At 68.8% G+C, this 12,911-nt stretch carries 13 protein-coding genes and 1 rRNA gene; 11 read left to right on the forward strand and 3 right to left on the reverse strand.

The window, feature by feature from the left end; translation table 11 throughout:
* From rrf to ACZ4N5_RS26795, 10 genes are all read left to right on the forward strand, one after another.
* Positions 1 to 92 (forward strand): 5S ribosomal RNA (rrf, locus tag ACZ4N5_RS26750); the annotation flags it as partial.
* Positions 93 to 160: 68 nt separating this feature from the next.
* Entirely contained in the window at positions 161 to 805 is a 645-nt protein-coding gene (locus ACZ4N5_RS26755) for an HAD family hydrolase (protein WP_467759587.1), read from the forward strand.
* Between the two features lie 134 nt (positions 806 to 939).
* The gene (locus tag ACZ4N5_RS26760; RefSeq protein ID WP_467759588.1) at positions 940 to 1,683 is read left to right on the forward strand and encodes a VC0807 family protein; all 744 of its coding nucleotides are present in this window, start codon (positions 940 to 942) and stop codon (positions 1,681 to 1,683) included.
* Between the two features lie 83 nt (positions 1,684 to 1,766).
* The gene (locus ACZ4N5_RS26765; RefSeq protein WP_467759589.1) at positions 1,767 to 2,990 is read left to right on the forward strand and encodes an MFS transporter; all 1,224 of its coding nucleotides are present in this window, start codon (positions 1,767 to 1,769) and stop codon (positions 2,988 to 2,990) included.
* Complete coding sequence (locus ACZ4N5_RS26770) at positions 2,941 to 4,113, forward strand: acetoin utilization protein AcuC (RefSeq protein WP_467759590.1); 1,173 nt, start codon at positions 2,941 to 2,943, stop codon at positions 4,111 to 4,113. The genes ACZ4N5_RS26765 and ACZ4N5_RS26770 overlap by 50 nt, the downstream gene beginning before the upstream one ends.
* A gap of 254 nt (positions 4,114 to 4,367) precedes the next feature.
* Positions 4,368 to 5,183, forward strand: a complete 816-nt coding sequence (locus tag ACZ4N5_RS26775; protein ID WP_467759591.1) for a phosphatase — start codon at positions 4,368 to 4,370, stop codon at positions 5,181 to 5,183.
* 129 nt (positions 5,184 to 5,312) lie between these two features.
* The gene (locus ACZ4N5_RS26780; protein WP_093781815.1) at positions 5,313 to 5,522 is read left to right on the forward strand and encodes a helix-turn-helix domain-containing protein; all 210 of its coding nucleotides are present in this window, start codon (positions 5,313 to 5,315) and stop codon (positions 5,520 to 5,522) included.
* Positions 5,523 to 5,664: 142 nt separating this feature from the next.
* A complete protein-coding gene (locus ACZ4N5_RS26785) occupies positions 5,665 to 5,763 on the forward strand; it encodes a 30S ribosomal protein bS22 (RefSeq protein WP_003948845.1) in 99 nt (32 codons plus the stop codon).
* Between the two features lie 436 nt (positions 5,764 to 6,199).
* Positions 6,200 to 7,261: an NAD-dependent epimerase/dehydratase family protein gene (locus tag ACZ4N5_RS26790; protein ID WP_261704804.1), complete on the forward strand. Its 1,062-nt coding sequence runs from the start codon at positions 6,200 to 6,202 to the stop codon at positions 7,259 to 7,261.
* A 14-nt stretch (positions 7,262 to 7,275) separates the two neighbouring features.
* Positions 7,276 to 8,328 carry a lysophospholipid acyltransferase family protein gene (locus ACZ4N5_RS26795; protein WP_467759592.1) on the forward strand — a complete coding sequence of 351 codons (1,053 nt, stop codon included), beginning with the start codon at positions 7,276 to 7,278 and terminating at the stop codon, positions 8,326 to 8,328.
* Positions 8,329 to 8,432: 104 nt separating this feature from the next.
* Here the strand turns inward: ACZ4N5_RS26795 and ACZ4N5_RS26800 are convergent, their stop codons facing one another.
* The 3 genes from ACZ4N5_RS26800 to ACZ4N5_RS26810 form a co-directional block, all read right to left on the reverse strand.
* The gene (locus ACZ4N5_RS26800; protein ID WP_467759593.1) at positions 8,433 to 9,662 is read right to left on the reverse strand and encodes a DUF5667 domain-containing protein; all 1,230 of its coding nucleotides are present in this window, start codon (positions 9,660 to 9,662) and stop codon (positions 8,433 to 8,435) included.
* Between the two features lie 254 nt (positions 9,663 to 9,916).
* A complete protein-coding gene (locus tag ACZ4N5_RS26805) occupies positions 9,917 to 10,687 on the reverse strand; it encodes an ECF subfamily RNA polymerase sigma factor, BldN family (protein WP_037627370.1) in 771 nt (256 codons plus the stop codon).
* Positions 10,688 to 11,198: 511 nt separating this feature from the next.
* The gene (locus tag ACZ4N5_RS26810; RefSeq protein WP_467759594.1) at positions 11,199 to 12,140 is read right to left on the reverse strand and encodes an HAD family hydrolase; all 942 of its coding nucleotides are present in this window, start codon (positions 12,138 to 12,140) and stop codon (positions 11,199 to 11,201) included.
* 186 nt (positions 12,141 to 12,326) lie between these two features.
* On the opposite strand from ACZ4N5_RS26810, the gene ACZ4N5_RS26815 reads away from it, so the two are divergent.
* The gene (locus tag ACZ4N5_RS26815; RefSeq protein WP_467759595.1) at positions 12,327 to 12,626 is read left to right on the forward strand and encodes a glutaredoxin family protein; all 300 of its coding nucleotides are present in this window, start codon (positions 12,327 to 12,329) and stop codon (positions 12,624 to 12,626) included.
* The last annotated feature ends 285 nt before the right edge of the window (positions 12,627 to 12,911 follow it).

Here is a 12,911-nt window from a genome sequence, read left to right on the forward strand (position 1 = left end):
CGCCCGGTTACATTCCGAACCCGGAAGCTAAGCCTCACAGCGCCGATGGTACTGCAGGGGGGACCCTGTGGGAGAGTAGGACGCCGCCGAACAAATTTTGAAGAAAACCCCCGTACCGGGAAACCGGTCACGGGGGTTTTCTGCGTTTAGGCTCTTTGTTATGCGCTACGAACTGATTATTTTCGACAATGACGGTGTCCTGGTGGACAGTGAGCCGATCTCCAACACTCTTCTGGCCGCATATCTCACCGAGCTGGGACACCCCACCTCGTACGAGGACTCCCTGCGTGACTACATGGGCTCCGCCATGCACCGCATCCACGACCTGGTCCTCGAACGCACCGGCCGGCGACTGCCGGACGACTTCGACGATGTGTTCCACGCGCGGGTCTTCGCCGCCTTCGAGCGGGAGCTGAAGCCGGTTCCCGGCGCCGGGCAGGTACTGGAGAAGCTGGCCGCGGACGGCGTGCCGTACTGCGTGGCCTCCTCCGGGAGCCATGAGCGGATCCGGGTCGGACACCGGACGACCGGGCTCGACCGCTGGTTCGACGACCGTCGGATCTTCAGCTCGCAGGACGTCGGGCGCGGCAAGCCGGCACCCGATCTGTTCCTCCACGCGGCCGAGCGCATGGGCGTACGACCGGAGAAGTGTGCCGTCGTCGAGGACAGTCCGCTGGGAGTGCGGGCGGCCAACGCGGCCGGGATGGACGTGTACGGGTTCACAGCCATGACGCCGGCCGACAGGCTGGCCGGCGCCACCCAACTCTTGTCCGACATGGGGCAGTTGGCTGACCTGCTGGTATGACGGCACCCATCGGCGGGCGCTGACATTTGTCATGCCGAGCTCCGGACGATCGCTTCTGTCGGCGGGCGGGGTCCGACCGCGAAGCTGAGTACATCGGAACGGGACGTACACAGTGACGACGGAGGGACCCGATCATGAGCATCACCGCCACCGGGATCAGCAACGGAGAGACCGCCGTCGCTGCCGCGACGGTCACCACGAAGGCCACCGCCGGACCGGCGCAGGCCGCCGCTTCCCGGCCGAGTTTCCTGCCGCTGATCGTGGACGTGGCGGTGCCCGTCGGGTCGTACTACCTGCTCAAGAACGGGTTCGGGATGAGCACCATGGCGGCGCTCGGCTGGAGCAGCGTCGTGCCGGCCGTGCGGACCGTGTGGAGCGTGGTGAAGGAGCGCAGGGTCAACGCCCTGGCCGGGCTGATCCTGTTCGTCAACATGGTCGGGCTCGCCCTCAGCCTGGTCGCCGGTGACCCGCGGCTGATGCTGGCGAAGGACAGCGGGGTCAGCAGCGCGATCGGGATCAGTGTCCTGCTGTCCGTGAAGCTCGGGCGGCCGATGATGACGCAGGGGATGAAGCCGTTCCTCGTGAAGGGGGACGCGGCGAGGGCCGCGGCCTGGGACCGGCTGGCGGCCGGTTCCGAGCGGTTCCGGAAGGCCGAGCGGACCTTCTCGCTGGTGTGGGGCACGGTGCTGCTCGGTGAGTGCGTCGCGCGGGTCGTGGGCGCCTACACGCTGCCGGTCGACACCATGGTCTGGCTCGGCACGGTCGTCATGGTCGCCTCGATGGTCCTCGCCTTCCTGATCAGCGGGCGCTTCGCGGTCGTCCCGATGGAGAAGATGCTGGAGCGCGAGCTCGCCGCCGGGGCCCGGACGGACAGCTGAACGGCCCTTCTCCGAAGAGCTGAGCAAAATTCATCTTCGGCTTGATCTACCCACCGGTAAGCCGGGGCCCTACGCTCGCCGCCATGACAGATGTGCTGCGGCGCGGTAGGGCCTCTTTGGCGTTCAGCTTTTTCGCTCAGGGTGCCGCCTTCGCGCTGCTCGTGACGCGTATCCCGGCCATCCAGGACCGCTACGGGATCTCCGATGCCCTGCTGCCGGCGTTCCTGGCGGCCGTCCCGGTCCTCGCCGGGCTGGGCAGCGTCACCACCGAGCACCTGGTCAAGCGCATACGCCCCAGCCGCATCCTGCGGTGGTCGCAGCCGGTCGTGCTGCTGGCCCTGCTCGGTGTCGGCGCCGGTGACCAGCTCGTCGAGGTGGCGGTGGCCCTCGGCGCCTTCGGCCTCGCGGTCGGCGGTCTTGACGCCTCGATGAACATGCTCGGGGTGAGCCTCCAGCGGTCGTACGGGCGCAGCATCATGCTCGGTTTCCATGCCGCGTACAGCCTGGGCGGGATCGTGGGTGCCTCGCTGGCGTGGGCCGGGGCGCACTGGCATCTGCCGCTGTTCGTGTCGTATCTGCCTGTCGTGCTGGTGCTGCTGCCGCTCGCTCTGCTGGGGAGCCGGTGGTACGTCGACGGCGGCGGGGCCCCGGACGGCAAGGAGGACGCGGTGGTCGGTGCCGGCGCCGGTCCGCTCGTCTTCAAGCTGCTGCTGCCGCTGTGCCTGGTGATGACGTTCGCGTACATCGGTGACTCGACGGTCTCCAACTGGAGCGCGAAGTACCTGAAGGACGTGCTGGGCAGTTCGGAGCAGATGGCGACCGTTCCGTACAACGTCTACATGGTGATGACGCTGGTGGGGCGGGCTGTCGGGGACTTCGGCGTGCGGCGGTTCGGAGCCGTCGCGGTGGTGCGGCTGGGTGCCGTGGTCGCCGCGCTCGGGTTCGGTGTGGTGGCGATCGCGCCGGGGGCCGGGGTGGGCATGCTGGGGTTCACGCTTCTGGGCCTCGGGCTGTGTGTGATCGTGCCGCAGACCTTCGCGGCCGCCGGGAGGCTCTTCCCGGGGGCGTCGGACACGGCGATCGCGCGGCTGAACATCTTCAACTACGTCGGGTTCCTGATCGGGTCCCCGCTGGTGGGCGCGCTGGGTGACGCGTGGAACTACCGCGGGGCCATGCTCGTACCGATGGTGCTGGTCCTGGCGACCCTGGGGTACGCCCGCTCGTTCGCTCCCGAACCGGACCGATACGGTGACGTGCATGAGCGGCCGCGCACAGCTGATGTGGGACGAGGCAGTAACGGGATATGACTTCGGTCCGGACCATCCGATGGATCCGGTCCGGCTCGCCCTGACCCGGGGGCTCGTCGACGCCTTCGGGCTGGACCGGGACGTCGACGTCGTCTCGGCGAAGCCCGCGGGGGATTCGACCCTGCGGCTGGTGCACCGCGAGGACTATGTGGAGGCGGTCAGGGCCGCGTCCGCCGATCCCGAGTCGGCGGATCCGTCGTACGGCCTCGGAACCATGGACGATCCCGCGTTCGCCGGGATGCACGAGGTGTCCGCCATGATCGCCGGGCAGTCCGTGGGGGCCGCGGAGGCGGTGTGGCGCGGGGAGGCGCTGCACGCGGTGAACTTCGCGGGCGGGCTGCACCACGCGATGCCCGGCGGCGCCTCCGGGTTCTGCATCTACAACGACGCGGCGCTGGCCATCGCCCGCCTGCTGGAGCTGGGCGCGGAGCGGGTCGCGTACATCGATGTCGACGTGCATCACGGTGACGGCGTCCAGGCGGCCTTCTGGGAGGACCCGCGGGTCCTGACGATCTCGCTGCACGAGCATCCGCGGACGCTGTTCCCGCAGACCGGGTGGCCCGAGGAGACGGGCGCCGACAGCGCCGAGGGCACGGCCGTCAATGTGGCGCTGCCGGCCGGTACCGGGGACGCGGGCTGGCTGCGGGCCTTCCACTCCGTGGTGCCCGAGCTGATCGCCGACTTCCGGCCGCAGGTGCTGGTCACGCAGCACGGCGCGGACACCCACTTCGAGGACCCGCTCGCCCACCTCGCCGTCTCGCTCGACGCGCAGCGGGCCGTGCAGGTCGCCTGTCACGACCTGGCGCACGAGTACGCCGACGGGCGCTGGGTCGCGCTGGGGGGCGGCGGGTACGCGGTGGTCGAGGTGGTGCCGCGTTCGTGGACGCATCTCGTGGCCGTGGCGGCGGGTCGTCCCATCGAGCCCGAGACGGTGATCCCGGAGAGCTGGCGGCAGCAGGCCTTCGCCCGAACCCGGCAGTTGGCGCCGATGCGGATGACGGACGGGCGCTGGCCGGTGTCCTGGAAGGCCTGGGAGTCGGGGTACGACCCGGCGGACCGCCTCGACCAGGCGATCGTGGCCACGCGCCGGGCGGTGTTCCCGCTGCGGGGGCTGCTGGCGTAGACCCAACGGCGGCGGCGGACCTCCCGCGTCGGCGCCTCGGTCGTGTTCCCCTGGGCGGCGGCCCGGCGATGGCCGACGCCGAGGTCGACCGGCCCTCGGATCCCGCATGGTGCGGAACCATGGCCCCCGACGACGACGGTGGGCCTCTCAAGTGTCGCTTTGTCACCTGCGGCACGGTGGAGTATTAGGCCAACTGTGGGGCATATTCCCCATTTTGCGCATACAGTATCGCCGGATGCGTCAGCATCGCTGACGTGTTGAGCACCGGAGCTTTGCGTGCACATCTGCTGGCCGCCCGGCTGGCGGGGCCCGTGGCCACCTCGCGCGAGGAGAGCCTGCGCAGCTATCGGCTCTTCGCCGCCCGCGACCCCCGGCTGATGCTCGGACTCGATCCCGAATGGACCTGGGGCCAGCGGGATTTGATCGAGTTGATGGCCGACAAATGTGGAGTTTCGGCCGACCCCGCGCACACTTCGGGGCATGATGTGATCGACCCGGAGCTGACCCTGGCGGCTCTCGACGCCTTCGCGGAACGGCTCGGCGAAGCCGCCCGCCATCGTCACCCTGTGCTTCTCGGCACGGGTCATCCGCACCGGCTGATCACCTTCTACGCCGCACTCGCGGACGCGCTGTCGGCGGCGGGGTGTGCCGTCCTCACCCCCGCGCAGGGTAACTCTGTCGACATAACGACCCGGTTCGGTCTACGCACGTACAACCTCGACTACGTACAAGGTGTCGCGCTGGTGCGCGAACCCGAGGCGGGAGCCGCCGGTCGTGCGACCGGCGCACACACCCATTCGCCGCTGCCGGTTCGGACCGTTCTGGCGGCCGCGGCGGAGTCCGGAGGCCCCCTCCCGGAACTGGTCATCGGAGACCATGGATGGGTCTGCGGTGCAGGTCAGCTGGGGTTCGAGGCCATCGGTCTGGCCGATACGGACGATCCCGCGCTGTTCGTGGGAGAGGCAGAGGGGCGGGTGTCCGTCGTCGTTCCGCTTGATGACGCTGTGCGGTCTGATTACTACCGACCGCTTACTCGCTATGTACTCAATCGAGCGTGTCTGTCACAGTAGGCGGCCGATGGCATCCCCTCTTCCCCACTCGCATCACCCGCCCCTACATTGGGGAGTGAGCACGCAACGACGAAGAGTCACCGGAAGGGGAAGCCGGTGACCGTCGAGTGCGGAAGGTTCAGGTGTGTCATGGCTGCAGGCGAGAGGCCTCTGAACGAGGTTCAGTTCCTTACCGTGGCGGAAGTCGCCTCGGTGATGCGAGTGTCGAAGATGACCGTGTACCGCTTGGTGCACAGCGGTCATCTGCCGGCCATCCGGGTGGGGAGGTCCTTCCGGGTACCGGAGCAAGCGGTTCACGAGTACCTCCGTGAGAGCTATGTGGGGGTGGAGACCGCCTGACGGCGTTCCGGGAGACCGTTCGCGATCTCCCGGAAACACCTCGATTACGACCTCGGCTCTCGGACGGGTAGGCTGGCCCCTCATAGGTCGTGTGGGCCCATGCAGCCCAGCACCGAGTAAAGAGAAGTGAGCGAGGGTAGTCGTGGGCTCTGTTATCAAGAAGCGGCGCAAGCGGATGGCGAAGAAGAAGCACCGCAAGCTGCTCAAGCGCACTCGCGTTCAGCGTCGCAACAAGAAGTAAGCGACGCCGCGGAAACGCGTACTGTGGCCTCTCACCAGCAGGTGGGGGGCCACAGGCGTATCCGGCCGGGAAAAGGCCACTCGAAGGGTCGGCCGAGGAGCCGGCGGGGAAGTCGAGGAGTCGGCCGAGGGTCCGCCGGAGGCCCGCGACTGAGGTCTCGGCCGAGGTGTCGCAGCGGCGACGGAGGACTCGGCCGCGGCGGTGGCCGAGAAGAAGTACCCCGAAAGACCGATCGAATGTCGAACGTGTTCGGCCATGTGTGCCGCGTACGTCTGTGGGCCGAATGGCTGGGTCTGGTCGTACGTCCACGGCTGTCGTCACTTCGTGCATCGGGCGGTCATCACAGCGCAACATCGACCCGCTAAGTTGGCCGCACACGGGGAACGCGGCAGGTACGAGCGGAGCTACGTCCAGTTCTGGAAGGAAGGCGCTGATCTTGGGGAAGGTCGTGCTCGTGACCGGGGTGGCCCGGCAGCTGGGGGGCCGGTTCGTACGACGGATCCAGCGTGACCCGCAAGTGGACCGGGTGATCGCCGTGGACGCGGTGCCGCCCGAGCATCACATCGGGGGCGCCGACTTCGTACAGGCCGACATCCGGCAGCCCACCATCGCGCGGGTGCTCGCCGAGTACTCCGTCGACACGGTCGTGCACATGGATGTGACGGGCACGGCACTGGGCTCCGGCAGCCGGACCACGGTCAAGGAGACCAACGTCATCGGCACCATGCAGTTGCTCGGTGCCTGCCAGAAGTCCCCGACGGTCAAGCGGCTCGTCGTGAAGTCCAGTACGAACGTCTACGGCTCGGCGCCGCGCGACCCCGCCGTCTTCACGGAGACCACCTCGCCCAAGTCGCTGCCCAGCGGCGGCTTCGCGAAGGACACGGTCGAGGTCGAGGGCTACGTACGCGGCTTCGCGCGCCGCAGGCCCGATGTCGCCGTGTGCGTACTGCGGTTCGCCAACATCCTCGGCCCGAGCGCGGACTCGCCGCTCGCCTCGTACTTCTCGCTGCCGGTGCTGCCGACGGTGTTCGGCTACGACCCCCGGCTCCAGTTCGTCCACGAGGGCGACGTCATCGAGGTGCTGCGGCTCGCCTCGCACGAGCCGCAGCGGGGCACGCTCAACAGCGGCACGTTCAACATCGCCGGGGACGGCGTCCTGCTGCTCTCGCAGTGCGCGCGGCGGCTGGGCCGGCCCACGGTCCCGCTGCTGCTGCCGGCCCTCAGCTGGGCCGGTACGGCCGTGCGTACCCTGGGTGTGACGGACTTCTCGCCGGAGCAGCTGCGGCTGCTCACGCACGGCAGAGTGGTCGCGACGGTCCAGATGCGCGAAACCCTGGGTTACCAGCCGAAGTACACGACGGCGGAGACCTTCGCGGACTTCGCCCACAGCAGGGGGCCCGGACTTCTGCCCCCGGAGGCCGTTGCGGGGGTCGTGGACCGGATCGCCGCACTGTCTCTTCCGGGTGGCGGTCACCCCCCGACGCAGAGCGCCAACTGAGGAGCGCATCAACGATGGCGGACGCCAAGGTCATTCCGTTCGACGACGACCGCTCGCGCGGGGCTGCTGCGCAGCGCCCGCCGCGGCGCCGGGCCGCGGGGAGCCGGCGCAAGGGTGAGCCCGTGGTGGTACGCGAGGTCCAGCCCATGCCCGGACGGATCCTGCCGCAGGATGATGTTCCTGTGACGCACGAGGAACAGCCGCCCCAACAGCCCCAGCAGGGCGGTACGAGCCTGGAGCAGCGCATCGCGGGGGGCCTGGCCTTCCTGCGCCGCAGGCTCACGGGCGACTACGAGATCGACGAGTTCGGGTACGACCAGGAGCTGACCGAACAGGTCCTGATGTCGCTGATCCGGCCGATGTACGAGAAGTACTTCCGCGTCGAAGTGAAGGGCATCGAGAACATTCCGTCCGAGGGCGGCGCCCTGATCGTCGCCAACCACTCGGGCACCCTTCCGCTGGACGGCCTGATGATGCAGGTCGCCGTCCACGACAACCACCCCGAGAACCGTCACCTCCGTCTGCTCGCCGCCGACCTGGTCTTCATGCTGCCGGTCGTCAACGAGCTGGCCCGCAAGGCCGGTCACACCCTGGCCTGCGCCGAGGACGCCGAGCGGCTGCTGGAGCGCGGCGAACTGGTCGGTGTGATGCCGGAGGGCTTCAAGGGCATCGGCAAGCCGTTCAGCGAGCGCTACAAGCTCCAGCGGTTCGGCCGGGGCGGCTTCGTCTCGACGGCGCTGCGCGCGGGCACCCCGATCATTCCGTGCTCGATCGTCGGCGCGGAGGAGATCTACCCGATGATCGGCAACGCGAAGACCCTCGCGCGGCTGCTCGGATTCCCGTACTTCCCGATCACCCCGACCTTCCCCTGGCTGGGCCCGCTCGGCGCGATCCCGCTGCCCACCAAGTGGACGATCCAGTTCGGCGAGCCGATCCGCACGGACGGCTATCCGCCGGAGGCGGCCGAGGACCCGATGCTGATGTTCAACCTGACCGACCAGGTCCGGGAGCAGATCCAGCACACCCTGTACAAGCTGCTGGTGCAGCGCAGGTCCGTGTTCTTCTGATCATGCAGTTACGGTTCTGTTGATCATGTCCTGATATGCCTGTACGTCGATGGGGGCGCCCTTCCCGAGGAGGGCGCCCCCATCGACGTACCGCGGTGGCCCGGTTAGTCGCTGTTCTGTGTGTCGATGCCGAGGCCCGGCAGGAGGCCTGGCAGCAGGGGCGGGAGCGTGACGTCGGGTTCGCTCGTCGCGCTGCCCTTGCCGCTGCTGTTGGACGACGGGGAGGAGCTGGTGTCGTCCTGCGGCGGGTCGAGCAGGCCGCCGGTGTTGCCGCCGAGCAGGCCCTCGCCGCTGCTGCCCGAACTGGACGGCCCGGGCTTGCCGCTGCTGTGGCTTCCGCTCGCGGAGCCACTGGTGGCGCTGGGCGCCGGAGTGTCCGTGCCCGGCGAGCCGGTGGACTCCTCGCTCCTGCCCCGGTGACGGCCGGTGCCCTCGGGGGCGGGCGTCCTGGGCAGCAGCGAGCGCAGCGGGTCGACCTCTTCGTCTATGGCCTCGAAGACCGACGAGACCTGGTCACTGACGTCACCGAGCTGCACGGGCAGCCGGTCGCGCAGTGCTCCCCAGGCCTCGCGGTGCGACTGGGCGAAGGCGGACAGGGTCTGGATGGGGCCCAGTGAGCCGTCCCGTTCGTACGCCTCGTGCAGCAGCCGGTGGCCCTCGGAGGCGTCGTGCTGCATGCCGGACAGGGCGCGGCGGACCTCGCCCAGGGACTCGTGGTCGAGATGTCCCGAGCGGCCCCGCTCCATCAGCCGGCGGGCCTCGCTCATCCGGGTCGAGGCCTGGTCGAGATAGAGCTCGCCCCGGTCGCTGTCACCCTGGGCGAGATCGAGCTTGATGTCCTCCATGCCGCGCTTGAGTCCGTAGAGCGAGTCGCCGGGCAGGGCGTCGGAGCTCGCGGCGGCCACACCGCCGAAGGCTCCGGCGGCGACGCCGACGGTGAGCCCGCCCGCCGCGAGCCCCTTGGACAGCCGGGACCGGGGCCGCAGCTTCCCCAGTCCGGTCGCCCGGTGCGACCCCTTGGCCCGGGACCGCTGCTCGGGCAGAGCACGGTCCGGACCCTCGCCTCCGGCGGCGGTGCCTTCCAGCAGCATGGCCTCCATCGCGGCGACGAGCTGGGCTCGCTGCACGATCTTGACCTCGGGGTCCAGCTCCGGTTTGGGCAGCTCGCCGAGACCGGCGGCGAGGGCCAACAGCAGCCCTTGCCCGGTCTGTTCCGCAGCAGCCCGGGACGGTGCCGACCCATCGGGCTGCTCGGCCGCCGTGCCCTGGTCGAACTCCTCCAGGGCCTGGGCGAAGGCGTCCGCCCGCCGGTGTGCCGATACGTTCGCGATCACTGGCGGCACCTCCTCTCGTCATGACGGTCGACTCCCCAGGGGGTCCTGAGGGTTGCACCCCCTGGCCGTATCCACACGATCGGGTGATCGGCGATGGCCAAGGCGTGACCGCAGGGAGCCTGTATCCCGCACAACGAGCGTGACGGCACTTGGGTTACGGACGACGGATGATCGGACCGCGAAGTCAACAGACTTTTACGGAAGGCGAGTTGGGCGTCGCTGAACGTGTGGGATCTCTGCGGTCGGAAGCGGGTTCAGCGGACGTCGTCGGGCAGGAGGCGGGCCAGCGTACGGACGGCCCGGTACTGGAGGGTCTTGATGGCGCCCTCGTTCTTGCCCATCACCCGGGCGGTCTCAGCGACCGAGAGCCCCTGGAGGAAGCGGAGCGTCACACACTCCTGCTGCTGAGGGTTGAGCCGTCGCACGGCGTCAAGGAGCGCGGCGTTGGAAAGGGACTCCAGGACGGAGTCCTCGGGGGAGCGCTCGACCTCGTTGGCGTCGAGCATCTCGCCGGTGGTCACTTCCAGCCGGAAGCGGCTGGACTTGAAATGGTCGGCCACCAGATTCCGGGCGATGGTCACGAGCCAGGCGCCGAAGTCGCGCCCCTGCCAGGTGAAGGTGCCGATCCGCCGCAGCGCCCGCAGAAAGGTCTCACTGGTGAGGTCCTCGGCGGTCGCCTTACCTCCAACCCGGTAGTAGATGTAGCGGTACACGGTGTCGCTGTACTGGTCGTAGAGCCGTCCGAAGGCGTCGGCCTCGCCGGCCTGGGCGCGCTCCACGAGATCCATCATCCGGGCGCTGTCACTGTCCGCGGCCGGACGGCGTGCGGTGGTGGCCGAGCCTGAGCGGCCCCGCCTGCCGACCGCCGCGTTGCCGTCGGCCAGGGCATAGCAAGGTCCGACGGGCGCGGGGAGGGCGAAGGCGGGGACGGCGTACGCGGTGGGGACGAAGCCGCGCAGACGGTCCAGGACCGTTGCGCGCAGCGTAGCCAGGCCCGAGGCGTCAACCCCGACGTGTGAGTACACGGGACTCCCAGAGGCAGAGCTTCCATCACGTGCAGTGCGGGACCTTTCACCCGTCGTGGCGACGGAGGGGTACCGGTTTGCGTCTGAGGAGAATAACGCTTCGTACAGGCAGCACTACACCCAGTTGCTAAAATCATCGATTACGTCGCTTCCGATGCGAATCGATGTCTGTTCAAGTACCGGACAGTGACCGCTTGTTGATCGGATCGGTTCAGGTTCCGTCTGAGTGCAGAGCGTGTTGTGCCCGCCTGCGGCGGACATGACTGGCTCGCCCACGGCGTGGGTAGGACACGATGATTGCCCCCTGGAACAGAGCTCCCGTCCCAGGTCCGGACAGGTTTTCGCCCCCTCCGCCCCTGTCCTTCCCGTACCTGCGGCTCAGCCCCGGACCCGGCTCCTCAAGGGCCGGAGGGGCCGGGATTCTGCCGCGAACGCACGGAAGGGCCGTGTCGGTACATCTGTGATGTACCGACACGGCCCCGACCCACGACGAACCCGCGGGAACCGACGGTCAGCGGCGGCGACGGTGCAGCGCGATCGCGGCGGCCGTTCCGCCGGCCACCGCACCCACCCCGGCCGCGGCGGGAATCCCGACCTTCGCGGCCTTGCGCGCCGTGCGGTAGTCCCGCAGCCGCCAGTCGAAGTCCCGCGCGTGCTTGCGCAGTTTCGAGTCCGGGTTGATCGCGTACGGGTGCCCGACCAGCGAGAGCATCGGGATGTCGTTGTGCGAGTCGCTGTACGCCGCGCAGCGGGACAGGTCCAGGTTCTCCGCGGACGCCAGCGCCCGTACGGCCTCCGCCTTCGCCGGACCGTGCAGGGGTTCGCCGACCAGCTTGCCGGTGTAGATCCCGTCCACCGATTCCGCGACCGTGCCCAGGGCTCCCGTGAGGCCGAGCCGCCGTGCGATCACCGTGGCGATCTCCACCGGCGCCGCCGTGACGAGCCACACCTTCTGGCCGGCGTCCAGGTGCGCCTGGGCGAGCGCGCGGGTGCCGGGCCAGATCCGTTCGGCCATGTACTCGTCGTAGATCTCCTCGCCGATCGACATCAGCTCGGAGACGCGGTGACCCTTCACGATCGACAGCGCGGAGTCACGCGCTTCCTGCATGTGCTCCGGGTCCTCGACGCCGGCCAGCCTGAACCACGCCTGCTGCCAGGCGAACCGTGCGAGGTCACGGGTCTCGAAGAACTTCCGCTTGTACAGCCCCCGTCCGAAGTGGAAGAGGGCAGCACCTTGCATCACGGTGTTGTCCAGATCGAAGAACGCGGCGGCCCTGTCGTCGCCGAGCACCGGGAAGTCGGGTTCCTCCGCGGCGTCCGGGGGCGCCAGTTCTTCCAGTTCCTGCAGTTCCTGCGAGGACTTGCGCGCTGCCTCTGCCGAGGCCTCGCCTGCCAACACACTCCGCGCGGTGGCGGAGCGCCTACGGGGAGTGAGCCATCCGAGAGCGGCCATGTCGTGAGCATAGCCAGTCTGTTCGGTGCTTCCGGAGTCGAGAGGATTCGGCGCTGTGAACTCTCCGCGACCATGCCGTTAAAGCACCGGTCCGATTCGCCGTCGCCGCGGCGCGTCGGCCCCGTGCGAGGGCCTGTTGTCGCGTAAAGCGCGGAGCGCGCCCACCCGGGCGTCCGGGGCGGGAGAATGGCGCGTATGAGTCCCATGTTCCGGCGCAGCGACCGCCGTACGGAGAGGAAGGCGCCCGAGGAGCGTCTGGTCACGTTGATCAGGAAGCCCGGGTGCCATCTGTGTGATGACGCACAGGAAGTCATCGAGAAGGTGTGTGCCGATCTCGGGGTTCCCTGGGAGGGGAAGGACATCACCGAGGACGAGGAGCTGCACCGCCAGTACTGGGAGCAGATCCCGGTCGTGCTGGTGGACGGCGCGCAGCACACCTTCTGGCGCGTGAACGAGGAACGCCTTCGCAAAGCCCTCACACAGTGAGTTGTGTGCGGGAAGCCCACCGCGCCCGTGATGTGTCCCGACTTGTGACCTGACCGAGCAGTCCAAGAGGTCGGGAAAGTCGCCTAGGATCGACGGCGATTGGTCTCGGGGGCGGGATTCGTTGAGGAGAGTGTGCGGTTTTGCCCCCTTCAAGTGCGGAACGAAGCGGTCCACGCGCCGGTTCCATGCGGGCGCGCCGGGCATGCGTGACCCCGGTCACGTTGGCCGGGCAAATCGGACATCATCTTTGTGCACGCGTTCACAAAGACATAGCCTGCATGCGAC

It is taken from the genome of Streptomyces sp. NPDC026500 (genome assembly GCF_055567635.1).

What these genes read in the sequence shown, in the direction of transcription:
- ACZ4N5_RS26755 (WP_467759587.1), top strand. Translation starts at nt 161, where the DNA reads ATGCGCTACGAACTGATTATTTTCGACAATGACGGTGTCCTGGTGGAC.
- ACZ4N5_RS26760 (WP_467759588.1), top strand. Translation starts at nt 940, where the DNA reads ATGAGCATCACCGCCACCGGGATCAGCAACGGAGAGACCGCCGTCGCT.
- ACZ4N5_RS26765 (WP_467759589.1), top strand. Translation starts at nt 1,767, where the DNA reads ATGACAGATGTGCTGCGGCGCGGTAGGGCCTCTTTGGCGTTCAGCTTT.
- ACZ4N5_RS26770 (WP_467759590.1), top strand. Translation starts at nt 2,941, where the DNA reads ATGAGCGGCCGCGCACAGCTGATGTGGGACGAGGCAGTAACGGGATAT.
- ACZ4N5_RS26780 (WP_093781815.1), top strand. Translation starts at nt 5,313, where the DNA reads ATGGCTGCAGGCGAGAGGCCTCTGAACGAGGTTCAGTTCCTTACCGTG.
- ACZ4N5_RS26795 (WP_467759592.1), top strand. Translation starts at nt 7,276, where the DNA reads ATGGCGGACGCCAAGGTCATTCCGTTCGACGACGACCGCTCGCGCGGG.
- ACZ4N5_RS26810 (WP_467759594.1), bottom strand. Translation starts at nt 12,140, where the DNA reads ATGGCCGCTCTCGGATGGCTCACTCCCCGTAGGCGCTCCGCCACCGCG.
- ACZ4N5_RS26815 (WP_467759595.1), top strand. Translation starts at nt 12,327, where the DNA reads ATGGCGCGTATGAGTCCCATGTTCCGGCGCAGCGACCGCCGTACGGAG.